Origin of the sequence: Amycolatopsis lexingtonensis (genome assembly GCF_014873755.1) — a bacterium.
Lineage (GTDB): Bacteria > Actinomycetota > Actinomycetes > Mycobacteriales > Pseudonocardiaceae > Amycolatopsis > Amycolatopsis lexingtonensis.
This window is the reverse complement of the sequence record NZ_JADBEG010000001.1, coordinates 89019-112747: the sequence shown is the minus strand read 5'-3', so window position 1 is coordinate 112747 and position 23729 is coordinate 89019. Positions and strand designations below refer to the sequence as shown.

Below are 23729 nucleotides of genomic sequence, written 5' to 3'. Positions count from 1 at the left end.
AGTACGTCGTCGTCGGACGAGCGGATTACGCCTTCCTCAGCCGCAAAGCCAATGCGGGGCAGGCGTTCGCCGCGCGGCGGGCGTCCGCCGTCAGTTCCGGGGGCACCGGTCCCGGCTTCAGCACCGGGTAACCCCATTCGTCGAGCCGGACGAGCTCCGGCAGCAGGTCCGCGCACAAGCCGTGCCCGCGGCAGCCGATCGGGTCCACCGAGAGGTTCACGCCACTCCCTCCAGCACCCGGCACCGGCCGCCGGCCTGGTGGGTGGCCACGTCCGCGCCGAACGTGCGCAACGCGCTCGACGCCAGGCGGGCCGCGCCGTCCGGGTGGGCGCACGCGCCGCGGCCGGTGAGCAGCGGGAGGCGGTGGGCCAGCCGGGGCACCGACGGGCCGCCCCGCACCAGCTCCGCGAAGTCCGCCGCGATCGCGGGCAGGCCGAACATGCACGGGCCGCACTGCCGGGCCGACTCGGCCGCGAGGAACGCCAGCACCTTCGCCGTGTACTCGAGCCCGCACGCGCTCGCGGGCAGCGCGTACACCGCCGGGATCCCTGACAGCCCGAGCCGCAGGTCGGTCGTCCAGGTCCCGCCGTAGCCGCCGACGAGCACCGCCTGCACCGGCTCGGTTTCGCCGCCGGCCGCGGCCAGCACCGCCGTCAGGGACGGCCCCGACGGCAGCTCGAAGACGCCCGGGTTGCGGACCGCGCCGGTCACCGTGACCAGGTCCGTGCGGGCAGCGCGGTAGTGGCTCGGGCCGAGCAGCACCACCGAAGCGAGCTGCGCCAGGGTCTCGACGTTGTCCACCAGCGTCGGACGGCCGCGCACCCCCCGTTCGGCGGGCCGCGGCTCCTTGCCCAGCGGCCGCGCGTCGCCGGCCGTCAGGTAGTGGACGAGCGCGCTCTCCTCGCTGGCGACGTACCGGCGCGGGACCTCCGCGATCCGCACCGGCACGCGGTCGTCGCGCTCGGCCAGCGCCGCGGCGACGCTCGGCAGCACCGGACTCCCCGCGTGCACGCACAGCACGGTTTCGCCGGCGCCGATGGCGTGCGCGGCGAGCTGCAGGCCGTCCAGCACGAGGTGCGGGGCCAGCGTCAGCAGCGCCGCGTCCTTCCGGCTGAGCGGGTCGCCTTCGCAGCCGTTCGCGACGACGATCGAGCGCCGCGACCGGGCCGCGCGCAGCTTCACCGCCGTCGGGAAGCCACCGCCGCCCCGGCCGCGCAGGCCGGCCGCCTCGACGGCTTCCACCAGCCGGTCGCGGCCGTCGTCGCCGTGGTAGGCAACCCAGGGCACGACGCCGTTGCGGCGCCGGTGCCCGGCCAGGTCGAGCCGGTGCGGGGGCAGGACGCTCATCGGGTGCCTCCCAGCGGCGAGAGCTTGCGGGTTTCGGTATCGGCGTGCTGCACGCCGGCGCGGTAGGCGACGGCGCCGAGCACGGCCACCGCGCACAGCACGTCGAGCGCGACGATCCAGCCGCGCGCGGCGTCGTCCTCGGCCAGGCCGATGCCGTGCACCAGCGCGACCGGCCAGCAGAGGTAGGCCAGCCAGTGCACGGCGCGCCACACCCGCGCGGGCAAGCGGGTCCGCACCAGGCTGGTCACGACGATCGCGAGCAGCAGGTCGATCGCGACGGCGCCGAGGCCCACCCAGAACGGCCGGTAGCCCGCGCCGAACGGGAGCACGATGTCGAGCCAGCCCAGCGGGACGTAGCCGTCGAGCACCGCCGTCGCGATGTGCGCGGCGAGGAAGGCGAGACTGGTCAGCGCGAGGTTCCGGTGCACCGCGGCGATCGTGAACCGCGGCCACCCGGGCGTCGCGAACCGGCCGGCGCCGAGCGCGCCGAGCACGACGACGCCGGTGAACAGCACGAGCGAGACGAGCCCGGTCGCGCGGCTGAAGTACCAGACGGCGGCGCTCACGACGGCCACCCCGCGGTGGTGACGACGTCGCCGCCGACCCCGACGAGCCGCGCGGGGAGCCGTCGCCGCGCCAGCCAGTCCGGTGCGGTGGTCCCGAGCACGATCGCCGCGGTCGCCGCGGTGTTGGCGTCCACAGTGGACTTTGCCGCGACGGACACGGTGCGCCAGCGGGATTCCGGCACGTCGCCGGTCCGCGGGTCGACGATGTGGTGCACCGTCCGGCCGCCGTGGCGCCAGCGCCGCCGGGTGATCCCGGAGGTGGCCAAGGCGAAGTCTCGGTGGAGCGCGACGGTGGCATCGGGTGAGGCGACGGCACCGGCGTGGTCGTCGGCCAGCGCGACTTGCCAACCGCCGACCGGCCCGCGCCCGGCGGCCCGCAGGTCCCCGCCGAGGTTGACGAGGGTGCCGCACCCGACGACGGAGTGGATCCGCCGCGCGGCCCGGTCGGCGGCGAGGGCTTTCGCGGTGGCGCCGAGGTCCAGGCGGATGCCACGGGGCAGGACGACGAAGCGCTGCCCGGGATCGAAGAGGACACGGTGCCAGCCGGGCGCGGGTGTCGGCGCGGCGAAATCGTCCCGACCCGGCGCCGAGCGGGACTCACGAGCCGCCACCTCGGCGAAGTCGCGGTCGTACCCCAACTCCCGCACGGCCGACCCGACCGTGGGGTCGACCAGCCCCTCACTCACCCGAGCCGCCCGCAGCGCGACTCTCAGTGCCTCCGCCAGCAACGGCCCCACCCGGACCTGCTTCCCCGCCTGCTCGTGCAGCCGCGAGATCTCCGAATCCGCCCGGAACCGGCTGCACGCCCGATCGATCGCGGCCAGCTCCTCGTGCAGCAGCTCGGCCGCGACGCTCAGCCGGGCCGGGTCCGTGACCACCACCTCCGCCGTCGTGCCCAGGGCGCGGAACGCCGTCGCCGCGGTCGTCACGAGGCACCCGAGCCCGTGTGCGCGGAGCCGGAACCGGCGCCGAGGCCGCTGTCCGGGGCCTGCAGCTGTTCCTGGTCACCCGAAGTCGTCGTGTTCTGCACTGTGTCCGCGTTCGCCGACGACAGGCCGAAGCCGATCGCGCCGGCGGCGGCCGCGCCCAGCAGGGCGGCCACGGCCGTGGCCAGGGCGGCCTTGCGGCGACCCCGTTCCCGGTGAGCGGTCCTGCTTGCCGTCGTGTGGTCCATGTGACCGAGTTTCGGCGCCGTTCCTTTGAACGAGCTGGGAGCGACCTGTCAACTCCCTGACCGGCCATTGTGGACACCTACCAAAGGAGGTTGACACCGGAAAGCCATTAACCCACTCTTTCCGTTGTCCGCCGAAGGTTTCCTGGTGTTCACCAACCGGACCACGACACGGCACGCACCCGTCCTCCGGCGTGAGCATCATGAGGCGCCCGCACCCACCACACGCTGGAGGACCCCATGATCCGCAAGCGGATCGCCGCCGTGTTCACCGCCGCCGCGCTCGTCACGGCGGGCGCGGTCACGGCCGCGGTCGTCACCCGGGAGGGGGAGCCCGCCGTGCAGCCGGCCGCGGCGGCCGTCCCGGCGTTCGACCACATCGTCCTGGTGATGTTCGAGAACAAGAAGTACTCCTCGATCAACGGCAGTTCCAGCGCGCCCTACTTCAACACCCTCGCCTCGCAGAGCGCGAAGTTCACGAACTCCTTCGCGATCACCCACCCGAGCCAGCCCAACTACGTCGCCCTCTTTTCGGGCGCGACGCAGGGCGTCACCGACGACAGCTGCCCCGCGAACCTCGGCGCGAAGGCCAACCTCGGCCAGCAGCTGATCGGCGCGGGCAAGACGTTCACCGGCTACTCCGAAGCCATGCCGTCCGACGGCTACACCGGCTGCTCCAGCGGCACCTACCGCCGGAAGCACAACAGCTGGGTCGACTTCTCGAACGTCCCGGCCGCCAGCAATGTCCGGTTCTCGAGCTTCCCGTCGGACTTCACCCAGCTCCCGACCGTTTCGTTCGTCACGCCCGATATGTGCAACGACATGCACGACTGCAGCATCAGCACCGGCGACACCTGGCTGAAGAACCACCTCGACGCCTACGCGCAGTGGGCCAAGACCCACAACAGCCTGCTGATCACCACCTTCGACGAGGACAGCGGCACGTCGGTGAACCAGATCTTCACCACGTTCACCGGTGCGAACGTCAAGGTCGGCAGCTACAGCGAATCGATCAACCACTACACCGTGCTGCGCACGATCGAGGCGTCCTACGGCCTGCCGGGCATCGGCGGCGCCGCGAGCAAGTCGCCGATCCTCGACGTCTGGCAGTAACCCGCGTGTACCTCTCCACCATCGGCCGCCGAGAGCACGCCGCGAAGGGCAAGCTCTCGGCGGTCGGCGCGAACGTCTTCGCGCTCGGCGCGGTCAGCCTGGTCACCGACGTCTCCTCGGAGATGGTCACCGCGATCCTGCCGGTCTACCTGGTGCTCGGCCTGCACCTCAGCCCCGCCGCGTACGGGCTGGTCGACGGCCTCTACACCGGCGCGACGGCGTTGCTGCGGATCGTCGGCGGGTACGTCGCCGACCGGGTCCGGCGGCGCAAGGTCGTGGCCGGCGCGGGGTACGCGCTGTCCGCGGTCGCGAAGCTCGGCCTGCTCGCCGCCGGGGCGTCGGCCGCCGCGATCGGCGCGGTCATCACGCTCGACCGCACCGGCAAAGGCCTGCGGACGGCGCCGCGCGACGCGCTGATCACGTTGTCCGCGCCCGAACCGCTGCTCGGCCGGGCGTTCGGCGTGCACCGCGCGATGGACAGCGTCGGCGCGTTCGCCGGCCCGCTGGTCGCGCTCGCCGTGCTCGCCGCGGTCGGCGCCGCCGAGCCCGACGCCTTCGACGCCGTGTTCGTCGTCAGCTTCTGCGTCGCCGCGATCGGCGTGCTGCTGCTGGTGCTGTTCGTCCGCGACCACCGGACCCCGCGCAGTGATCCGAAGACGGTCTCCCCGCGCGCGGCGGCGGCCCTGTTGCGCGGCAGCGGCGTGCGACGGCTGCTGGTGGCGGCGTGCGTGCTCGGGCTGGCCACGGTCGGCGACGGGTTCGTCTACCTGCTGCTGCAGCACAAGGAAGACATCGCCACCGGCTGGTTCCCGCTGCTGGCGGTGGGCACCAACCTCAGCTACCTCCTGCTCGCCGCGCCGCTGGGCGCGCTGGCCGACCGGATCGGGCGGCTGCCCGTGGTGCTCGGCGGGTACGGCGCGCTGGCCGTCGTCTACCTGCTGCTGGCCGGGCCGGTGTCAGGGTGGCCGTTGTTCGCGCTGGCGCTGGCGTTGTACGGCACCTTCTACGCGGCGACGGACGGCGTGCTGATGGCACTGGCCGGTCCGCTGCTGCCGGAGTCGTTGCGCACCACGGGGATTTCGCTCGTGCAGACCGTCCAGGCGCTCGCGTACTTCACCTCGTCCGTCCTCTTCGGACTGGCCTGGCAGTTCTGGGGCGCCGAGCTCGCGATCGGCGTCGCCGCGGGCGCGGCGGTCGTCGCGATCGGCGTGACGTTCGCCGTCCTCTCCCCTCGGAAGGCTGCCGCATGAAGGTCCGGATCCTGATCGCCGTCGCCGGCGTGCTCGTGCTGGCCGGTGCGGCGGTCGCGTACGTCGGGTTCGCGAGCGCGCGCGGCCACGACGTCACCGCGACCGGCGCGATCAGCCTCTCCCCCGGCCCGCGGCTGCTGTTCCGCAGCACGGCCGACGCCGACCGCGGGCACATCGCGACGGTGTCCACCACCGATCCGGGCGGCCCACGGACGGTCTCGCCGCTGTCCTGCAGCCGGGTGTACGCCGCCGGCGGCACCGGGCTCTGCCTGCGCCCGGACGGCGACCTGACCACCTACCAGCTGGCGGTGCTGGACGCGCAACTGACGTCCAAGCGCGAGATCCCGCTCGTCGGGCTGCCAAACCGGGCGCGCGTGTCGGCGGACGGGCGGATGCTCGCGTGGACGGTGTTCGTGACCGGGGATTCCTACAACGGCGGCATGTTCTCCACCCGCGCCGGCATCCTGGACACCGCGACCGGCGACCTGGCCGGCACGCTCGAGGACTACGCGGTGACCCTCGACGGCAAGCCGTACCAGGCGGCCGACCTCAACTTCTGGGGCGTCACGTTCACCGCCGACGACCGCCACTTCTACGCGACGATGTCGTCCGCGGGTCACCGGTACCTCGTCGCGGGCGACTTCGCCGCGCACACGATCCGCACGATCCGGGAAAACGTCGAATGCCCGTCGCTGTCCCCGGACGGCACGCGGGTGGCGTTCAAGGCCGCGGTGGACGGCGACCCGGCCCGCGGCTGGCGGCTGTCGGTGCTGGACCTGGCGGCCTCGAAGGTGACGCCGCTGGCGGAGACCCGCAGCGTGGACGACCAGCCGGCCTGGCTCGACGACCACACGATCGGCTACGGCGTGGCGCGCGGGCCGGGCCACGCCGACGTCTGGTCGGTGCCGGCCGACGGCACCGGCGCGCCCCGGCTGCTGATCCCGGAGGCGGAATCGCCGGCCGCGCTCGGGTCGTAGCGGTCAGTCCAGCTTGCGGAGGCCGTCCAGGATGCGGCGCATGAGGTCGTTGTCCGGGGCCGCGAACGCGAACTGCGGCGCGAGCACGCGGCCGGCCGGGCGCGGGGGCGGCAGGGTCCGGGGCACCCGCCAGGGCAGGCCGTCCAGCGACGACTCGCGGCCCGTCTGCCGCGGGATCGGCAGGGTCGGCAGCGCGATCGTGCCCGCCTCCGCCAGCCGCCGCGCCGACTGCTCGAAGCGCAGGCGGGCCTGGATGCCGGCCACCGTCCAGTCCGGCTCGTCGTCCGGCTCGGCGGGGACGCGGCGCGGGCGCCGCTCGAGGGTGATCGCCCAGGCCGCGGCGGCCAGGGCCGGGAGCAGCAGGCCGGCCACGATGGCGAGGCTGGGCAGGTCGGCGGCCATCAGGCGGCCCCGGCGACGGGTAACAGCATGGCGTTCACTTCCGGACGGACGGTTATTCCGAAGCATGGCCGGCACCTGGCTATTCGATGTGAACGGATTTCGCGGACCCCGGAGCCCCATCATGAACGAGGCGGCGACACTGCCGCAAGCGGCCGGACGACGGTCACCCATCCGGCAGTGGAACCGCAGGTCAGGGCCGGTTTCGGGGTAGCCGGAAACAGCCCCTCACCCAGTAGTACGGACGCGCGGGACAGCCGGTTCAGTTTTGTTTTGTACAGCTCGTGTACACCCGCGCGGCAAACTCGCGGAATGCGCATTTCGACCTGGCTCGTGGCCGCCACGCTCGCGCTCACCGGCCTCGCACCCGCGTCCCCGGCCCTCGCCGCGGACGGCAACCCCCTCGAGAAGACCAACGGCTTCTACGTCGACCCGGACTCCAACCCGGCGGTGTGGGTCCGCGACCACCCGGCCGACAGCCTCGCGGGCCCGATCAAGACGTCGATCGCGACCAAGCCCGGCGCCCGCTGGTTCGGCAACTGGAGCGGCGACATCCGCACCGCGGTCGACAAGTACACCTACGCCGCCGACGTCGCCGACAAGCTGCCGGTCCTGGTCGCCTACAACATCCCCGGCCGCGACTGCGGCGGCGAGTCGACCGGCGGCGCGGGCAGCCCGCAGGCCTACCGCGACTGGATCTCGGCGTTCGCCGACGGCATCGGCGGCAAGCCGGCGATCGTCGTCCTCGAGCCGGACGCGCTCGCCCAGCTCGACTGCCTGACCGGCACCGCCCGCACGGACCGCGTCGACCTGCTGAAGTTCGCCGCGACGCAGTTCGCCCAGAAGGCGCCCAACACCTGGGCCTATATGGACGGCGGCAACGCCACCTGGATCCCGGCGGCGACGATGGCCTCGCGGCTGAAGGAGGTGGGCGTCCAGTCCATCCACGGCTTCGTGCTCAACGTGTCCAACTTCTACACCACGGCCGAGTCGACCACCTACGGCAAGGCGGTCGGCTCGGCCCTCGGCTACGCGGCGCCGTTCGTGGTCGACTCCAGCCGCAACGGCAACGGCCACGGCACGGACTCCGAGTGGTGCAACCCGCCGAAGCGCAAGCTGGGCGCGACGTCCCAGCTCGGCGGCGGCCCGGAGATGCAGCTGTGGATCAAGGTCCCGGGCGACTCCGACGGCAGCTGCGGGTACGGCACGGGCATCCCGGCGGGAACGTTCAGCCCGGTGCTGGCCGACCACCTGATCAAGGGCGATTGACCAGGTCGCACGAGGTCGCCAGCTCCGCCGGGGTCGCTCCGGCGGGGCGGGCGATCGTCGCCGACGCCGGCGGGCGCACCCCGCGCAGCCAGCCCGCCAGCGCGTCGAACGCCGTCCGGAAGCACGGGCCCAGCGGCCGCAGGCGGTCCGGGTATTGGTCCACCAGGCCGTCGACGTGGTTGCCGCCCTCGACGCGGTAGTAGCGGTGCAGCGCGCCGCGGCCCGCGTCGGTGATCATCCGGTCGTAGACGTCGGAGTCGCGGGTGATCGGCAGCAGCGTGTCCAGCGTGCCGTGCAGCGTCAGCAGCGGCTTGCCGATCCGGCCCGTCAGCGAGATCCGCTCCACCGCCCGGGCCACGGACGCGGGCCGGGAAGAGTACGCGTAGTCCGCGTCACACGACGGCGTTCCCGAGGTGCAGAACGGGGTTCCGGCTTCCAGCGCGCCGTCGAACGACGGGTCGACCTCCTCGCGGTAGATCCGCTGGGTCAGGTCCCAGTAGACGCGGTAGTGGTAGTCCCACAGGAATTCCGACCCCGGTGCGAACCCCGCGTCCAAAATGGACTGGTGGGCCGAGGCGGAACCCGCCGCGTACGCCGGGTACGCCCGGAGCGCCGGCGGCAGGAACGTGAACAAGTTCGGTCCATCGGCACGCCACAGCGTTCCCTCCCAGTCGACGCCCCCGTCGTAGAGCCACGGCCGGTTCTCCAGCTGCCACCGCACCAGGTACCCGCCGTTGGACAGGCCGGCGGCGAGGGTCCGCGCCGGCGGGCGCCCGTAGTGGCGCGTCAGCGCGCCCTTCGCGGCCACCGTCAGCTGCGTGACGCGCGTGTTCCACTCCGCCAGCGCGTCGCCCGGCCGGCCGCCGTCGGTGTAGAACGCCGCGCCCGTGTTGCCCTTGTCGGTCGCGGCGAAGGCGTAGCCCTCGGCCAGCGCCTGGTCGCCGATCGCGCGGTCGTTCGCGTACTGGCGGCGCACGCCGGGCGCGCCGGCGACGACGAGGCCGCCGTTCCAGCGGTCGGGCAGCCGCAGCACGAACTGGGAGTCGTGGTTCCAGCCGTGGTTCGCGTTCGACGTCGAGGAGTCCGGGAAGTACCCGTCGACCTGGACGCCGGGGACGCGGCCCGGCACCGGCAGCCCCGCCGACGTCAGCCCGGCCCAGTCGGCCACGACGGTGTGGCCCGACTCGAGCGTGCCCGTCGTCGTCAGGTCGTCGAGGCACTCGGCCACGGACTTCTCCGCGCCCGGCACGTCGACCCGGCAGCGCCCGGCCGAAGCCGACGCCGGGGCGGGCAGCGCCGCCACGAGCGCACCCGCCACCACCAAGCTCAGCCAACCCCGCACGGCCCACCTCCGGTCTCGTCGATGGGACAGAACTCAAGCGCGTGCCCCGCCGGAGAGCCACCCCGCCGGTCACCATGAATCCGCGGGGCGATGTGGTGGACGGCCACATGGTCCGAACCTCCCGGACCGGCTTAGCGTCGTCGGAAACCCTCTCAACGACGAGAAGGACTTCACCATGCGCAAGCTCGCCTTCGCCGGACTGGCCGCGATCGCGGCCGCCGCCCTCACCACGACCGGACTGGCCTCCGCTGCCGATCCACCCGCCGCGTCCCTGGTCCAGGTGACGAACTTCGGCGCCAATCCCGGTGCGCTGGCGATGTACACCTACACGCCCGCCGGGCTCGAAACCGGCCGCCCGGTCGTCGTCGCCCTGCACGGCTGCACGCAGAGCGCGGCGGACTACTACGCCCACTCGGGCTGGCCCGCGCTGGCCGACCGGTGGCGGTTCGAAGTGGTGTTCCCGCAGCAGTCGACCGCGAACAACTCGCTGAAGTGCTTCAACTGGTTCTCCACCGCCGACGACACCCGCGGCAACGGCGAGGCCGCGTCCGTGAAGTCCATGGTGGACAAGGCGGTCGCCGACCACGGCTCGGACACCTCGCGCGTCTTCGTGACCGGGCTGTCGGCGGGCGGCGGGATGACCGCGGACCTGCTCGCGGCCTACCCGGACGTCTTCGCCGGCGGCGGCATCAACGCGGGCTTGCCGGCCCAGTGCGCCACGAGCGTCACCGAAGCGACGAACTGCCAGCAGAACGACCAGCACCTGAGCCCGGCCCAGTGGGCGGCGAAGGCCACCGCGCAGTACCCCGGCTACGGCGGGCCGTGGCCGCGCGTCGCGATCTGGCAGGGCACCGGCGACTACACCGTCTACCCGGTCAACGGCACCGAGCTGCGTGACCAGTGGACGGCGGTGCACGGCGTTTCCCAGACGCCCACGAGCACCCAGTCCCTGCCCGGCGGCACGACGCTGACGAACTACGGGGACAAGGTCCAGCTGTACTCCATCGCGGGCATGGGCCACGGCACCGCCGTCGACCCGGGCACCGGCACGACGCAGTGCGGCAGCACCGGCGCGTACTTCCTCGCCGGGATCTGCTCCAGCTACTACACCGGCGTGTTCTGGGGGCTGGACAAGGGATCCGGGTCCACGACGACGGCCGCGCCGCCGACCACCACCACGACGAGCACCGCGCCGTCGGGGACGTGCGTGAACGCCAGCAACTACGCCCACACGCAGGCCGGGCGCGCGCACCAGAGCGGCGGCCAGACGTACGCGAACGGCTCGAACCAGGCCATGGGGCTGTGGAACACCTTCACTACGCACGCGCTGAAGGAGACGTCACCGGGCTACTGGGTCATCGCCGACGGGCAGTGCTAGAGGAAGATCCGCATCGGGTTGAGGTCGTCGTAGCCGTGCGGCTCGGTCAGCCGGCCGAGCCGCACGGGCACGTCGTAGAGCCGGCCGGGCGCGAACCGGCCCCAGAACCCGCGCAGGCCGGGCACGATCACCTTGACCACGGGCAGGCCGATGTCGGGACGCGTCTGGTCGAGCACGAACACCTCGAGCCCGGCGTCCTCCAGCCTGCCCCGCACCAGGTTCAGGTCCGCCAGCAGGTCGGGCGAGGAGACGTCGGCCGCGGGTGCGGCGCACTCCGGGCCGGGCAGCAGGTACGGCTCGGTGGCCACGGTCGCGTCCCGCAGCCACCGCACCGCGTCCGGGTCGTCGCCGCCGTCCCAGCCGTCGAGGATCGCGGGCACCATCTGGTTCAGCTCGGTCAGCGCGCGCCGCAGGGCGACCGCCGGGTCGAGGTGCGCGCCGAAGCCCAGCATGATCGCCTCGCGGGGCCCGCCGATGTGGCGGGAGATCGCGGTGTACACGGGTATCCCGAGGTCGGAGGTGACGTCGAGGACCCAGAGCTCGCGGCCCAGCCCGGCGTACGCCTCGCGCAGCTCCGCGACCCAGGGGTCCGCTGCCGCGTCCAGGTCGACCGCCGGCTGCCGGGTGCGGTTGTACCACCACAGTGCGACGGCGTCGCGCTCCACGACTTCGAGCATCCCTTGCAGCGTGGCGTCTTCCAGGGTGCCGCCCGCGGCGTTGCCGTTGGAGTCGGCGAGCACGGACGGCGGCCCGGGCGCGCCGAAGTACAGCAGCGCGGTGGGGAACAGCCGGTGCTCGCCGCGGGTCAGCGACCACACCGGCGTCCAGTCGAGCTCGGCGTCCTCGTCGAACGGCTCGGCGACGAACTGGAACGGCCCGTGCGCCGCGTTGCCGCGCGCCCGGTCGGCGAACTGCCGTTCGTGGAACAGCTGGCACGTATCGGGGTGCACCGCTTTGTCGCCCAGCGAACGGAAACTGGCGCGCACCCGTTCTTCGTCGCCGTCGTAGTGCCCGCTGTGCCGCTCGAGGGCCTCGCACAGCGCACCGACTTCGGCCTGGATCGGGGTGACGCCCTTACCGCCGTTCTCGCTGCGCAACGCCGTGCGCAGCCGCTCCGCCCCACGCCTTCCCAGCGCGGTGTTCGGCCCGGAGCGGTAGGACGCGAACAGGGCCGGGCCACGCGTGTCGCGGCGCAGTTCCGTGACGACGCCGGTCAGCGGGCTGACCAGGTGCCGGTAGGTGTCGAGCACCTGTTCCGGCGGCAGCACGCGGTGCCCGCCGCCGTCGGTGCGGGACTTCGGCCGGGACTCGAACACCACGGGCCGGCGCGTCCGTTCGCGCACCAGGCCGGGGTCTCCGCAGGACACGCACTGCGGACGGGCGCGCACCGCGTGCCGTTCGCCGGTCAGGTCGCGGCTGTCGAACGTCCACAGCGCCCGTTGGTCCGGGTACCGCTGCCCGGCCAGCCACTTCACCGCTTCGAGCGCGACCAGGTTGAGCGCGACCGCGGTCAGCGGGGCGAGGGAAACCCGCGGGCGCGGCACCGGACCGGGCAGGCCGAGCGCGTCCCGCACGTGGGCTTCGGCGGGCCGGTTGCCCCAGAGCCGGGCGGCCAGGCAGTGCCAGCACGGGCCCTCGCCGGGAGTGAAGAACGGGCCGAGCCACACCCGCGCCCCGACGGTCTTGGCCAGCAGCCACGGCCGCCCGGACGCCCGGTGCTCGGCGTCCACATCGGACAGATGCTCGGCCAGGTAGTCGTCGCACAGCACGAGGGAGAGGTCGGCGTCTTCGGCCACCGTGAGCCCGGCCGCGCGCAGGACGTCCACCGTCGCGGGATCCGCGCCGCGCAGCGCGATCCGGCCGTGCGCGGCTTCGCCGTCCACGGCGTCCCAGTAAGCCGATTCGGCGTCGGAGACCGCGGGCCGCAGACCGATCAGCCCGGCTTCGGCGAGCCGCGTCAGCACCCCGGAGGCCTCGTCGGCGGGGACGCCGGCGGGCAGTTCCCGGCGCAGGGCCGCGAAGTCCCTGGTGCCGTCGAGCAACGGGACCAGGGACTCCAGGTGCGGCCCGCGCAGGGCTGTCGCGCCTTCTTCGGAAAGCACGTACACCGCGTCGCCGGGCACCACCGCGGTACTGAGGTGCCGCTTGAACCCGACGACCGGCGGGGTGGGTTCGGTCACCTACAAGGGCTGACCGACGGACGAACCGGGTCCGCCACCCAGGTGTAGCACAGCCGCGCCTGGGACCCGGTGGACCGGCTGCCGTCGAGCCGGTCGATCGCCAGTCCGGTCGCTTCCGCCGGGACGACGTCGAACGCCGCCGCGAGCGCGCTTTCGAATTCCTTCACGAGAACCCCCATCGTTTCGGCATCCGTCGGCTTCCACCGTGCCCGGTGGCGGCGCGTCCCGCTAGGGCCGCCCGGCGCAATGGCACTGGTCCGCGGCACGCTGGAAGAAATCACCGCGAGCCGAGGCGGTGCAGGCGCAGGGCCAGCTGGATCTCCAGCGCGCGGTCCGGCGTCTGCCAGTCCTCGCCCAGCAGCGAGGCCACCCGCTCCAGCCGCTGCACGACGGTGTTCACGTGGACGTGCAGGACGTCCTTCGTGCGCGCGAGCTGCGCCCCGTTCGCGAAGTACGCCCGCAGCGTCGCGACCAGCTCGGTGCCGCGGCGCCCGTCGTAGTCGAGGACCGGCCCGAGGGTCTGGCGGACGAACGCGTCGAGGTCCGCTCGGTCGCCGAGCAGCTGGCCGAGGAACCCGAGCCCGGCCATCGCCGCGCCTTCGCCGGTGCGGCCGAGCGCGAGCAGGGCGCGGACGCAGCGGGCGGCTTCGGCGTGGGCGTCCGCGATGGCCGACGGGCCGCTCGCCGGGCCGGCCGCGCCCACCGTGACCGGGCGGCCGGTCGCCGCGCCGAGGTCGGCGGCCACGCGCCGGGCCAGTTCGTCCGGATCGCCCGCGCCGAGCAGCACGACCTCCTCCGCGTGCACGCCGACCAAGGTCGCGTGCCGGGCGGCCGCGCTCGCCACCCGCCGCCGCGAGCCGCCGTCGGCGTGCGCGACCAGGACCGCGTGCGGCGCCGACAGGTCGATGCCCAGCCGGCGGCCGCGGGCCAGCAGCGCGCGGGGGTTGCGGTCCGGCGCGGTCAGGAGGTCGGTGAGCAGCTCGCCGCGGACCTCGTCCTCGGCCCGCACCACCGACCGGCGGAGCATCAGCAGCAGCGCCGTCACGACGCCGGCGCGTTCGAACAGCCGCCGGTCGGGGCCGGTGAGCCCGGCGCGGCCGGTCAGCACCAGGCTGCCGAGCAGCTCGGGACCGGCCTGCACCGCGCAGACCCAGCAGTCCTTCGTGGACACCGCGCGCCCGGCGGTGCGGGCCGCGGCGAGCGCGGCCGGGTCGAGCGCGGCCGGGGCCGCCGAACTGGCCAGCAGCGTGCCGTCGGCGTCGTACACCGTGAGGTCGCCGTGCAGCACGCCGGCGACGGCGTCGGCGACGTCGGGCAGGTCGCCGCCGCGCAGCACCAGGTCGGTGAGCCGGTCGTGGGCGTCCTCGGCGCGTTCCATCGCCTCGTTCTGCGCGCGGATCGTCGCGTTGGCCTCGTTGAGCTCGGCGACCGCGCGGCGCGTCTGGTCGAGGAGGTTCGCGCTGTCCAGCGCGATGGCCGCGTGGTCGGCCAGCGATGACAGCAGGGCCACTTCGTCCGCGGTGAACTCCCGCGTGGCGCGGTCGGAGGCGAACAGCACGCCGAGCACCTTGGGGCCGATCGCGAGCGGGACGCCGAGGATCGCGGTCAGGCCTTCGTCCTTGACGCCGGAGTCGATGTGGCGGGTGTGCTTGAACCGCTCGTCGTTGAAGTAGTCCGAAGTCGCGTACGGCCGCGCGGTTTGCGCGACCAGCCCGCCGAGGCCCTCCCCCATGCCGAGCACGATCTGCTGGAACTCCGCCGACACCGAGCCGTCGCTGACCCGGACGTAAGTCTTGTTCTCGGATTCGCGGTTCAGCGAAAGGTAGGAGACGTCGACGCCGAGCAGGGCCCGCGCGCGGCGGACGATCGAGCGCAGCACGGTGTCCGGATCGGACAGTGCGGCGAGCTCGCTCGCGGTCTCGAACAACGCGGTCAGCTGGGCCTCGCGCCGCCGGTGCTCGGCGAGCGTCTCCCGGATCCGCAGGGCCAGCTCGCCCGCGCTGGCCAGCGCGGCCAGGTCGCCCGCGCCGAGGGTGCCTTCGGCGCGGGCCGCCACGACGACGTGCGCCAGCTGCTCGGTGCTCGCCCCGGAGGCGAGCAGGTCGAGCAGCCGGCGCAACGCGTCGGAAGGTGCGGTCACGGCGGTCATGCTAGGGCGAAACGGTCGCCTGTTCCGCCTCGACACTGCCGTCGTGCAGCGACTGGCCGCGGGTCTCGCGGGCCGCCAGCAGCGCGATCACGGTGAGCAGGCACATCCCCGCGACGTACAGCGACACCGGCACGGTGCTGCGCCAGGCCGAGAACAGCGCCACGGCGATCAGCGGCGCGACGGCCCCGGCCGCGATCGAGGAGAGCTGGCCGCCGACCGACAGCCCGGTGTAGCGGACACGGGTCGGGAACTGCTCGGCGAAGAAGGCCGCCTGCGGGCCGTACATCGCGCCGTGCAGCACCAGCCCGACGGTGGTGGCCAGGACGATCACCGCCGACGACTTCGTGTCCAGCAGCGCGAAGAACGCGAAGGCCCACACGGCCATCCCGATCGCGCCGAACAGGTAGACCGGGCGGCGCCCGACGCGGTCGGACAGCGCGCCCCAGACCGGGATGGTCACGAAGTGCACGGCCGAGCCGATCAGGACCGCGGTCAGGCCCATGCCCTTCGGCAGGTGCAGCCCGGTCGTGACGTACACCAGGATGAACGCGGTGATCACGTAGTACGACACGTTTTCGGCCATCCGGGCGCCGATGGTGATCAGCACCTCGCGCCAGTTGTTGCGGAAGACTTCGACGACGGGGACGTGCTTCTCGTCGCGCTCCTCGGCCCGCTGCTGGGCGGCGAGGAACACCGGCGACTCGGAGACGGCCAGCCGGATCCACAGCCCGATCAGCAGCAGCACCGCCGAGAGCAGGAACGGCACCCGCCAGCCCCAGGACAGGAACGTCGCGTCGGACTGCGTCGCGGACAGGATCGCCAGGACGGCGGTGGCCAGCAGGTTGCCGCCCGGCGCGCCGCACTGCGGCCAGCTCGCCCAGAACCCGCGGCGGCGGTCGTCACCGTGCTCGGAGACGATCAGGACCGCGCCACCCCATTCCCCGCCGAGCGCGAAGCCTTGGACGAGACGGAGCAGCGTCAGCAGCAAGGGAGCCGCGACGCCCGCCGAGGCGTACGTCGGCAGCACGCCCATGAGCGCGGTCGAGCCACCCATCAGCGTCAGGCTGACGATGAGCAGCTTCTTCCGCCCGAGCCGGTCGCCGAAGTGCCCGAAGACCAGGCCGCCGATCGGGCGGGCGAGGAACCCGACCGCGTAGGTCAGGAACGCCAGCAGCGTGCCGGTGAGCGGGTCCGCGGTCGGGAAGAACAGCTTGTTGAACACCAGCGCGGCGGCCGAGGTGTAGAGGAAGAAGTCGTACCACTCGATGGTGGTGCCGATCAGGCTCGCGCCGACGATCTTGGCGATCGCCGATCGGTGGGGTTGGCTCACTGCGGGCTCCACTTCCTTGTGGTCGGGCGGGATCTAGGCGGCGGTCCAGCCGCCGTCGAGCGGGATGGACGCCCCGGTGATGTGGCCGGCGCGCGGGGAGCACAGCCACACCACCAGGGAAGCGACGTCGTCGGGTTCGATGAGCTTCTTGATCGCGGCGCGCCGGAGGAGGACCTCGGCGACGACGTCCTCGCGCGGGATGTCGTGCTCCGCGGCCTGTGCGTCGATCTGGCCGTCGACCAGCGGGGTCCGGACGTACCCGGGGTTCACGCAGTTGCTGGTGACCCCGTGCGCGGCCCCTTCGAGGGCGGCGACCTTGGAGAGCCCTTCGAGCCCGTGCTTGGCGGCGACGTAGGCGGCCTTGTACGGGGAGGCGCGCAGCCCGTGGACGCTCGACATGTTGACGATCCGGCCCCGGCCGTGCGCGTACATCGCCGGGAGGACGTGGCGGATCAGCAGGAAGGGCGCGGTGACCATCAGCGCCTGGATGCGCGCGAAGACGTCCGGCGGGAAATCCTCGATCGGCGCGACGTGCTGGATGCCGGCGTTGTTGACGAGGATGTCGACCTCGGCGGGCAGCGCGCCGATGGCGGCGGGGTCGGTCAGGTCGGCGGCGTGCGCCCAGCCCCCGGCTTCGGTGGCGGCGGCTTCGGCGCGTTCGGCGTCCACGTCGACGACGTGCACCTTGGCCCCGGCCGCCGCGAGAGCGCGGACGCAGGCGAGGCCGATGCCCCCGGCCCCGCCGGTCACGAGGGCGGTGCGTCCGTCCAGATCGCTGGTCATGGACGGGAACGGTAAGCGTGACCCGCGTCGCGGGCCATGTGCGCGGCGGCTACAAGCCGGGAAGATCCCATGGTGCCGCCGCACACCTGTCAGCGCGCCAGCATCGCCAGGTAGTGCGCGTTGCTCATCACGCCGAGGACGTTGCCGAACGGGTCGACGACCGACGCCGTCACGAAGCCGGGCCCGCGCTCGGTGATCGGCTCGTGCTCCTTCGCGCCCAGCTCGTGGAGGCGCGCGACGGCCGCCTCGAGGTCGTCGACGTGCCAGTAGACGATCTCGCCGCTCGCCCCGCCCCGGCTCTCCGGGACGTACTTCCGGTCGATCAGCCCGAGTTCGTGCTGGTGGTCGCCGACGCGGAACTCGGCGTACCCGGGCCGCTGGAAGTACGGCTCGATGCCGAGGAACTCCGCGTACCACTCCTTCGCGGCCTCGTGGTCGTCGGCGAAGTACGAAACGGTGGCCATTCCTCGCAGCATGACTGCTCCTCTCAAGCGGTGTGGCGCCATCATGCGGAGTGAAAGTGCGCACGGAGTGAGCACTTTTCCTGCGACACTTCCCCCGTGCGTGCCGACCGCCTCGTGGCCACCCTCCTGCTGATGCAAACCCGCGGCCGCGTCACCGCGGGCGAACTGGCCGCCGAGCTGGAGATCTCCGTCGCCACCGCCCGCCGCGACCTCGAAGCCCTGTCAGCCGCCGGCGTGCCCGTCTACCCGCAGCCCGGCCGCGGTGGCGGCTGGCAGCTCGTCGGCGGCGCGCGCACCGACCTCTCCGGCTTGAGCGCCCGCGAAGCGCAGGCCCTGTTCCTCCTGGCCGGCCCGGCCGCGGCCACCGCGCCGGAGGTCAAGTCGGCGCTGCGGAAGCTCATGGGCGCGCTGCCGGGCACGTTCCGGGCGGACGCCGAGGCGGCGGCGGACGCGGTCGTCGTCGACCAGGCGGGCTGGGGCGAGCGCCCGAAGGAGCGGCCGCCGATGGTCGAGCTGCTGCGGGACGCGGTCATCGCCCGCCGCCGCGTCCGCTTCACCTACACCGGCCGCGACCGCGTGGTCGACCCGTGGGGCCTGGTCGACAAGGACGACGTCTGGTACCTGGTCGCGGGCACGGACAAGGGCCGCCGGACGTTCCGCGTCGACCGGATCGCCGCGGCCACCCCCACCGAGGAGGCCGCGGACCGGCCGACGGACCTGGAGCTGGCGAAGGTCTGGCAGGAGGTCGTCGAGGAGGTCGAGACACGCCGTTCGCTGCTCACCGCGGACGTGGTGCTGGCCCGGCGCCACCTCGGCGTCATGCGGGACCGGTTCGGACGGCACTGCGAGCTGGTGGCCGAGCTGCCGGACGACCGCGTGCGGGTGCGGGTCGCGGCACCCGCGCCGATCATGATCGCGCAGGAGCTGGCGGGCTGGGGCGCGCTCGTCGACGTCGAGGGCCCGGAGCCGGTGCGGGCGGAGCTGGCGCGCCTGGGCGCCGAGCTGGTTGCCCGTTATGCCCGATAACTCCGGCAGGCCGCCGACACGGCCCGTATCGGGCCTGCTCACGCCGTTGCCGGCGCCGGAACCCCGCCCTTGAACGCCGTTTGCCCGCTATGCTCGGTGAACGCCGTTAATCGGTCCACTATGGACATTAGGAAGACCTACTACGAGTGTCCGTTACTCACCGGTATCTGGCCGTTCGGAGTATCCGTGATCACCCGTTTGCTGTTACTGTGACGCCTCCGTGACCTGAACGTGTGTTCGGTGACACTGCGGTGAGGGCAGACGATGCGTGACGATGTGGTCGAGGCGAGTGCGGTGGTCGGGCACACGCCGGACGTGGTGTGGCAGATCGTCGGATCGCCGGAGTGGTACGCGCGGTTCGTGCCGGAGATCAGCTGGTGCGAGGTCCAGGAACCGGCCTCGCGCGGCCGGGGGCCGAAAGGCGTGATCCGGATCGTCCCCGAGCGGGGACCGATGCTGGAGGCTCAGGTGCAGGCCGTCGTGTACCGGCCGGGCGAGCACGTGGTGTGGTGCGGCGTCCCGGACGACGGCACGTGGGTCTCCCTGGAGCTGAGACCCCTGGCGGGCGGCAAGACCGAGCTGTTCGTCCGGATGATGCTGCCGCCGGCGTACCTGGATCTGGTCTCGTCGATCAAGAAGGACGTCCGCGCGCTGGCCCGGCGGCTCGACCTGCACCTGGCCGGGCAGTACGACCCCGACGCCGACCGCGACGGCAACAAGGCGACCAAGCTGCGCACCACGAGCGTGCTGCTGCGCGCCGGCGTGCTCAGCCCCGCCCGGCCGGACAAGCTGGCCCGCCAGCTCCAATCCCTCGCGCAGTGGGGCGCCACCGTCGCGGGCGGCTACCAGGCCGCGGCCGGCCGCGTCCCCGACGAGCCCGCTCTGCACGACGAGCGCAACCTCCGCACCTTCCGCCAGGTCCAGGAGCGCAGCAACCGGCTCGCCAACGCGCTGAGCGAGCTCGGCGTCGCCGAACGCGACCGGATCGCGCTGATGTGCCGCAACCACTCCGCGATGGTCGAGTCGTTCGTAGCGGCCAGCAAGCTCGGCGCCGACGTCGTCCTGCTGAACACCGGCCTGTCCGCGGCTTCGGTCAAGGACGTGCTCGCCGAGCACAAGCCGTCCGCCGTGCTGGCCGACGACGAATTCGCGCAGACCATCGCGAACGTCCCCGGCGACTTCGCCCGGATCAGCACTTGGCCGGACGCCGACGCCGGCTACCCGACCGTCGACGAGCTGATCCACGCCGCGCCCGCCGACCCGCCGAAGCCGGTCGAGCGGCCGGGCCGGCTGGTCGTGCTCACCTCCGGCACCACCGGGACGCCGAAGGGCGCCCGCCGTCCCACGCCGAAGGGCCTGGGCTCCGCCGCGGCGATCCTCGACCGCATCCCGCTGCGCGCCTCGGACCGGATCCTCGTGGCGGCGCCGCTGTTCCACAGCTGGGGTCTCGCCGCGATGCAGCTCGGCATGGCGCTGCGGGCGTCGCTGGCGCTGACCCGCAAGTTCGACGCCGAAGAGACGCTGCGGACGATCGCCGAGCAGAAGTGCGACGCGCTGTTCGTCGTGCCGATCATGCTGCAGCGGATCATGGACCTGCCCGAACGGGTCCGCGCGCGCTACGACCTGTCGTCGCTGCGGATCGTGGCGAGCAGCGGCTCGGCGATGTCGGGCGCGTTCGTCACGTCGTTCATGGACACCTTCGGGGACGTCCTCTACAACTTCTACGGCTCGACCGAGGTGTCCTGGGCGAGCATCGCCGACCCCGCCGACCTGCGCGCGGCCCCGACGACGGCCGGGCGCTGCCTGCTCGGCACCCGCCTGGCCATCCTCGACGAGGACCGCAAGCCGGTGCCGCCCGGCGGCGAGGGCCAGATCTTCGTCGGCAACGACATGCTCTTCGACGGCTACACGAACGGCACGGATCCGGCGCGCGCGGCGGACCTGATGGCCACCGGCGACGTCGGCTACCTCGACGCGGCGGGCCGCCTGTTCGTCACCGGCCGGGCCGACGAGATGATCGTTTCCGGTGGTGAGAACGTCTTCCCGCGCCCGGTCGAGGAGGCACTGGTCGCGCTGCCCGGCGTCCACGACGCGGCGGTGGTCGGGGTGGCGGACGCGGAGTGGGGTCAGCGCCTGGCCGCGTACGTCGTGCCCCGGCGCGGCGCTTCGCTGCACGCCGAGGACATCCGCGCGTACATCCACCAGCGGCTGGCCCGGTTCGCCGTGCCGCGGGACGTCTACTTCGTACCGGACCTCCCCCGCAACGCGACGGGCAAGATCCTCAAGCGCCTCCTGCACGACGACACCTGGCCGGCGACCTCCGAGTACTGATGCCGTGGCTCCCCAGGCCCCACCGAACACCCCAATGTGGCGTTGGGTGCGTCAGACGCACCCAATGTGGCGTTCGGTGCGTTGGACGCACCGAACGCCACATTGGGGCGCTTGGGGACCGGCCGGTCAGCCCACCGGCTGACGCAGCACGGTCTTGAGCTTCGCGGGCGCCACCCGGCGCGGATCGCCGAGGTAGACCTCGTGGTGCAGCCCGGCGGGCTCGAGTCCTTGCCGCTCCAGGAATTCCCCGTGCAGGCGGGCCAGCAGCGGGCCTTCGTCGTCGTACGAGCCGATGTGCAGCGCCTGCGCGCACCGGCCCTCGTGCAGCTTTTCGAGGCGGACCGGCGCGTCGATCTTCTTCTTGCGCCGCACGGTTTCCCGGGCTTCCTCGACGGCGTCCTCACCGATCCACGGCGGCAGCGCGATGAGCATCGTCCACTGCCAGGAGTCCTTGGCCCGCACGGTGAAGGCGGCGTAGTCGTCCGCCCACCACAGCCCTTCCAGCGGGCCGACGACGAAGTCTTCGCCGGCGCTCTTCGCCGTCATCTTGATCGTGTAGGCGAAAGCGTAGAGCGCTTCGACGGCCTTTTTGTAGGCCTCCGCCGTGTTCGGGTTGCCGCGGCCGTCGAGCGCGAGGAACTGCTGTTCGGGCACGTCGAGCAGGGCCCAGTCGGTGTTCTTGGGCGCGTAGAGCTGCTTCAGCTCTTTCTTGAGGTCGTACGACATCAGGACATCCCCTCCAGCCAGGTGGCTTCCGCTTCGAGCTGCGCGATCGAGTAGTCGAAGATCGCCCGGACGAACGGCGGCGCGTCCGGCTGGGCCGCGGCCGCGCGCCGCACTTCGGCCAGCCGCTCCCCGACCGCTTCGGCCCGCCGGGCCAGCGCCGCGGCGACCCGGCCGGGCGCCACGGCCGGGCTGTTCGCCAGCCCGACGAGCACCGGCGGGTGCACCGGCCGCAGTTCGGCGATGGCGGCTTCCGCGGCGGCCGCGCACGCCTGCCGCCCCGCGTCCGTGGCCGTGTACGTCTTCTTCGCCTTGGCGTGCGCGCGGTCCTGCTCGACTTCGGCGACCAGGCCGCGGTCGCGGAGTTTGCCGAGCACGTAGTAGATCGAGCTGAACCCGAGCGCCGTCCACTCGCGCATGCCGCGTTCGGAGACGACTTCGTCCAGTTCGTAGCCGTGCCTCGGCCGCTCGACCACCAGGCCGAGCACCGTCAGTTCCGCGTCCGTCAGCACACTCTTATCCTAGCACTAGAATACTCGGCTTCCGGAAATTGTCGGTGGGTGCTGGCATGCTTCAGCGAGTACCGGAAAGCGAGGGAGAACAGTGGGGGGACAGGTGGTGACGGCGGTGCCGTGGACCGCGGAACGCGTGGCCGGGCTGGCGCCGGATCCCGCGTCGGAGAAGGCGGGCCGGGCGCTCGCGGCGCCGGCGAAGTGGTCGGGCGCGGGCGCGTCCGAAGACGCCGTGTGGGGCTTCTGCCAGGGCAGTGGCAAGAAGCCGTACCAGACGTGCGTCGAGCTCGCCGAGCCCGCGTTCCGGTGTTCCTGTCCCAGCCGGAAGTTCCCGTGCAAGCACGCGCTGGGGCTGCTGATGCTGTGGGCGGCCGGGAAGATCGACACCGGGCCCGCGCCGGAGTGGGTGCACACGTGGCTGGCCGAGCGAGCCGATCGCGCCCGGCGGGCGGAGAAACGCGCGGAAGCGGCCGGGCCGAAGGACGAAGAGGCCGCCGCTCGCCGCGCGGGGGAACGTGCCGCGCGCGTCGAAGGCGGCGTGGCCGAGCTGAAGGTCTGGCTGACCGACCGGATCGGCGCCGGTTTCGCGGGCTTCGACCGCAACGGCGGCGACGAGCTGCGCACGGTCGCGGCCCGGATGGTCGACGCACAGGCGTCCGGCCTCGCGGGCGGCCTGCGCCGGGCGGCCGGCACCGTCGGGCGCCGCGACTGGCCGGAGGCACTGCTCTCCGAGCTGTCGCTGTTGTACTTGCTGGCGGACGCGGCCGGCCGGCTGGATTCGCTGCCGCCACCGTTGGCGGAGACGGTCCGCACCCGGCTCGGCTTCTCGGTGGAGACGGCCCGCGTCCTGGAGACCGGCGAGCGCGTGTCGGACGAATGGCTGATCACCGGCGCGGCCGACGAGGAGAACGACCGGCTGCTCACCCGCCGCACGTGGCTGCGCGGCCGCGGCACGGGCCGGGACGCGCTGGTGTTGTCGTTCGCCCCGCCGGGCCGCCCGCTGGACGCGTCGCTGCCACCGGGTCACCTGCTCACGGCGGAACTGGCGTTCTACCCGGGCGCGGCACCGCTGCGCGCGATGGTGGTGGAGCGCGGCATCCCACTCGCGGCCCCGGCCGCCGAGGGCGGTTCGATCCCGGCCGCACTGGCGGCGTACGCGGAGGCGATGGCCGCCGACCCCTGGCTGGAGCGCTGGCCGGTCCTGCTGTCCTCGGTGACCCCCGCCGAACACGCGGGTGGCTGGTGTCTGTCCGAAAAGGACGGAACCGCGCTGCCCCTGGTCCCGTCCGCGTTCCCGTGGCCACTGCTGGCGATGTCGGCGGGCAACCCCCTGACGGTGGCAGGCGAGTGGAGCCAGGCGGGCTTGCGCCCGTTGACGTGCTGGCACGAAAACCGGGCGGTGCGGCTGTGAACCTTTCC

23 protein-coding genes are annotated in these 23729 nt (G+C 73.0%); 8 read left to right on the top strand and 15 right to left on the bottom strand.

The window, feature by feature from the left end; genetic code table 11:
• Positions 1-25 precede the first annotated feature (25 nt).
• From H4696_RS00495 to H4696_RS00475, 5 genes are read right to left on the bottom strand one after another with little or no spacing between them, the layout of a single operon-like run.
• Positions 26-220: a ferredoxin gene (locus tag H4696_RS00495; protein WP_249027246.1), complete on the bottom strand. Its 195-nt coding sequence runs from the start codon at positions 218-220 to the stop codon at positions 26-28.
• On the bottom strand, positions 217-1347 hold the full coding sequence (locus H4696_RS00490) for an NADH-ubiquinone oxidoreductase-F iron-sulfur binding region domain-containing protein (RefSeq protein ID WP_086864933.1): 1131 nt from the start codon (positions 1345-1347) through the stop codon (positions 217-219). The genes H4696_RS00495 and H4696_RS00490 overlap by 4 nt, the downstream gene beginning before the upstream one ends.
• Positions 1344-1913, bottom strand: a complete 570-nt coding sequence (locus H4696_RS00485; RefSeq protein ID WP_086864934.1) for a ferric reductase-like transmembrane domain-containing protein — start codon at positions 1911-1913, stop codon at positions 1344-1346. Before H4696_RS00485 ends, H4696_RS00490 begins: the two co-directional genes overlap by 4 nt.
• The gene (locus tag H4696_RS00480; RefSeq protein ID WP_192781972.1) at positions 1910-2842 is read right to left on the bottom strand and encodes an FAD:protein FMN transferase; all 933 of its coding nucleotides are present in this window, start codon (positions 2840-2842) and stop codon (positions 1910-1912) included. Before H4696_RS00480 ends, H4696_RS00485 begins: the two co-directional genes overlap by 4 nt.
• The gene (locus H4696_RS00475; RefSeq protein ID WP_086863528.1) at positions 2839-3087 is read right to left on the bottom strand and encodes a hypothetical protein; all 249 of its coding nucleotides are present in this window, start codon (positions 3085-3087) and stop codon (positions 2839-2841) included. Before H4696_RS00475 ends, H4696_RS00480 begins: the two co-directional genes overlap by 4 nt.
• A 237-nt stretch (positions 3088-3324) precedes the next feature.
• Here H4696_RS00475 and H4696_RS00470 point away from each other — a divergent pair, with 237 nt between their 5' ends.
• The 3 genes from H4696_RS00470 to H4696_RS00460 are packed head-to-tail and all read left to right on the top strand — an operon-like array spanning position 3325 to position 6424.
• Positions 3325-4197: an alkaline phosphatase family protein gene (locus H4696_RS00470; RefSeq protein ID WP_086863527.1), complete on the top strand. Its 873-nt coding sequence runs from the start codon at positions 3325-3327 to the stop codon at positions 4195-4197.
• Positions 4198-4202: 5 nt separating this feature from the next.
• Positions 4203-5447, top strand: coding sequence for an MFS transporter (locus H4696_RS00465; RefSeq protein WP_169735117.1), 1245 nt, complete (start codon positions 4203-4205; stop codon positions 5445-5447).
• Entirely contained in the window at positions 5444-6424 is a 981-nt protein-coding gene (locus H4696_RS00460; protein ID WP_086863526.1) for a TolB-like translocation protein, read from the top strand. Before H4696_RS00465 ends, H4696_RS00460 begins: the two co-directional genes overlap by 4 nt.
• Before the next feature lie 3 nt (positions 6425-6427).
• Here H4696_RS00460 and H4696_RS00455 read toward each other — a convergent pair whose 3' ends face one another.
• On the bottom strand, positions 6428-6826 hold the full coding sequence (locus H4696_RS00455; protein ID WP_192781971.1) for a hypothetical protein: 399 nt from the start codon (positions 6824-6826) through the stop codon (positions 6428-6430).
• A gap of 309 nt (positions 6827-7135) precedes the next feature.
• On the opposite strand from H4696_RS00455, the gene H4696_RS00450 reads away from it, so the two are divergent.
• On the top strand, positions 7136-8092 hold the full coding sequence (locus tag H4696_RS00450; RefSeq protein ID WP_086864509.1) for a glycoside hydrolase family 6 protein: 957 nt from the start codon (positions 7136-7138) through the stop codon (positions 8090-8092).
• Here the strand turns inward: H4696_RS00450 and H4696_RS00445 are convergent.
• On the bottom strand, positions 8079-9416 hold the full coding sequence (locus tag H4696_RS00445; RefSeq protein ID WP_086864510.1) for a 3-hydroxybutyrate oligomer hydrolase family protein: 1338 nt from the start codon (positions 9414-9416) through the stop codon (positions 8079-8081). The genes H4696_RS00450 and H4696_RS00445 overlap by 14 nt on opposite strands.
• Before the next feature lie 193 nt (positions 9417-9609).
• Between H4696_RS00445 and H4696_RS00440 the strand changes: the two genes are divergently transcribed.
• A complete protein-coding gene (locus H4696_RS00440; protein WP_086864508.1) occupies positions 9610-10812 on the top strand; it encodes an extracellular catalytic domain type 1 short-chain-length polyhydroxyalkanoate depolymerase in 1203 nt (400 codons plus the stop codon).
• Here H4696_RS00440 and H4696_RS00435 read toward each other — a convergent pair.
• The 6 genes from H4696_RS00435 to H4696_RS00410 form a co-directional block, all read right to left on the bottom strand.
• The gene (locus H4696_RS00435) at positions 10809-12992 is read right to left on the bottom strand and encodes a TOMM precursor leader peptide-binding protein (RefSeq protein WP_192781970.1); all 2184 of its coding nucleotides are present in this window, start codon (positions 12990-12992) and stop codon (positions 10809-10811) included. The genes H4696_RS00440 and H4696_RS00435 overlap by 4 nt on opposite strands.
• Positions 12989-13159: a hypothetical protein gene (locus H4696_RS00430; RefSeq protein WP_158104351.1), complete on the bottom strand. Its 171-nt coding sequence runs from the start codon at positions 13157-13159 to the stop codon at positions 12989-12991. Before H4696_RS00430 ends, H4696_RS00435 begins: the two co-directional genes overlap by 4 nt.
• Positions 13160-13269: 110 nt before the next feature.
• Positions 13270-15141 (bottom strand): helix-turn-helix domain-containing protein, encoded by a 1872-nt coding sequence (locus tag H4696_RS00425; RefSeq protein ID WP_086862065.1) that lies wholly within the window; start codon positions 15139-15141, stop codon positions 13270-13272.
• A 1-nt stretch (position 15142) separates the two neighbouring features.
• Complete coding sequence (locus tag H4696_RS00420) at positions 15143-16471, bottom strand: MFS transporter (protein WP_086862064.1); 1329 nt, start codon at positions 16469-16471, stop codon at positions 15143-15145.
• Between the two features lie 33 nt (positions 16472-16504).
• Positions 16505-17254 carry a 3-hydroxybutyrate dehydrogenase gene (locus H4696_RS00415; protein WP_086862063.1) on the bottom strand — a complete coding sequence of 250 codons (750 nt, stop codon included), beginning with the start codon at positions 17252-17254 and terminating at the stop codon, positions 16505-16507.
• Between the two features lie 89 nt (positions 17255-17343).
• Positions 17344-17730 (bottom strand): VOC family protein, encoded by a 387-nt coding sequence (locus H4696_RS00410; protein WP_086862062.1) that lies wholly within the window; start codon positions 17728-17730, stop codon positions 17344-17346.
• 84 nt (positions 17731-17814) lie between these two features.
• Here H4696_RS00410 and H4696_RS00405 point away from each other — a divergent pair, with 84 nt between their 5' ends.
• Both H4696_RS00405 and H4696_RS00400 read left to right on the top strand, forming a co-directional pair.
• Positions 17815-18744 carry a helix-turn-helix transcriptional regulator gene (locus H4696_RS00405; RefSeq protein ID WP_086862061.1) on the top strand — a complete coding sequence of 310 codons (930 nt, stop codon included), beginning with the start codon at positions 17815-17817 and terminating at the stop codon, positions 18742-18744.
• 264 nt (positions 18745-19008) lie between these two features.
• The gene (locus tag H4696_RS00400) at positions 19009-21075 is read left to right on the top strand and encodes an AMP-binding protein (protein WP_086862060.1); all 2067 of its coding nucleotides are present in this window, start codon (positions 19009-19011) and stop codon (positions 21073-21075) included.
• Between the two features lie 126 nt (positions 21076-21201).
• Here H4696_RS00400 and H4696_RS00395 read toward each other — a convergent pair whose 3' ends face one another.
• Together H4696_RS00395 and H4696_RS00390 are read right to left on the bottom strand one after the other, a co-directional pair.
• The gene (locus H4696_RS00395; RefSeq protein WP_086865163.1) at positions 21202-21801 is read right to left on the bottom strand and encodes a GyrI-like domain-containing protein; all 600 of its coding nucleotides are present in this window, start codon (positions 21799-21801) and stop codon (positions 21202-21204) included.
• Positions 21801-22310: a PadR family transcriptional regulator gene (locus H4696_RS00390; RefSeq protein WP_086865162.1), complete on the bottom strand. Its 510-nt coding sequence runs from the start codon at positions 22308-22310 to the stop codon at positions 21801-21803. The genes H4696_RS00395 and H4696_RS00390 overlap by 1 nt, the downstream gene beginning before the upstream one ends.
• Before the next feature lie 91 nt (positions 22311-22401).
• Between H4696_RS00390 and H4696_RS00385 the strand changes: the two genes are divergently transcribed.
• The gene (locus tag H4696_RS00385) at positions 22402-23721 is read left to right on the top strand and encodes an SWIM zinc finger family protein (RefSeq protein ID WP_249027265.1); all 1320 of its coding nucleotides are present in this window, start codon (positions 22402-22404) and stop codon (positions 23719-23721) included.
• Positions 23722-23729 lie beyond the last annotated feature (8 nt).

Excerpts from the sequence above, each read along its gene's own strand:
- H4696_RS00490 (WP_086864933.1), bottom strand. The coding sequence starts at position 1,347 with ATGAGCGTCCTGCCCCCGCACCGGCTCGACCTGGCCGGGCACCGGCGC.
- H4696_RS00475 (WP_086863528.1), bottom strand. The coding sequence starts at position 3,087 with ATGGACCACACGACGGCAAGCAGGACCGCTCACCGGGAACGGGGTCGC.
- H4696_RS00470 (WP_086863527.1), top strand. The coding sequence starts at position 3,325 with ATGATCCGCAAGCGGATCGCCGCCGTGTTCACCGCCGCCGCGCTCGTC.
- H4696_RS00460 (WP_086863526.1), top strand. The coding sequence starts at position 5,444 with ATGAAGGTCCGGATCCTGATCGCCGTCGCCGGCGTGCTCGTGCTGGCC.
- H4696_RS00455 (WP_192781971.1), bottom strand. The coding sequence starts at position 6,826 with ATGGCCGCCGACCTGCCCAGCCTCGCCATCGTGGCCGGCCTGCTGCTC.
- H4696_RS00450 (WP_086864509.1), top strand. The coding sequence starts at position 7,136 with ATGCGCATTTCGACCTGGCTCGTGGCCGCCACGCTCGCGCTCACCGGC.
- H4696_RS00440 (WP_086864508.1), top strand. The coding sequence starts at position 9,610 with ATGCGCAAGCTCGCCTTCGCCGGACTGGCCGCGATCGCGGCCGCCGCC.
- H4696_RS00425 (WP_086862065.1), bottom strand. The coding sequence starts at position 15,141 with ATGACCGCCGTGACCGCACCTTCCGACGCGTTGCGCCGGCTGCTCGAC.
- H4696_RS00415 (WP_086862063.1), bottom strand. The coding sequence starts at position 17,254 with ATGACCAGCGATCTGGACGGACGCACCGCCCTCGTGACCGGCGGGGCC.
- H4696_RS00410 (WP_086862062.1), bottom strand. The coding sequence starts at position 17,730 with ATGCTGCGAGGAATGGCCACCGTTTCGTACTTCGCCGACGACCACGAG.
- H4696_RS00400 (WP_086862060.1), top strand. The coding sequence starts at position 19,009 with ATGCGTGACGATGTGGTCGAGGCGAGTGCGGTGGTCGGGCACACGCCG.
- H4696_RS00395 (WP_086865163.1), bottom strand. The coding sequence starts at position 21,801 with ATGTCGTACGACCTCAAGAAAGAGCTGAAGCAGCTCTACGCGCCCAAG.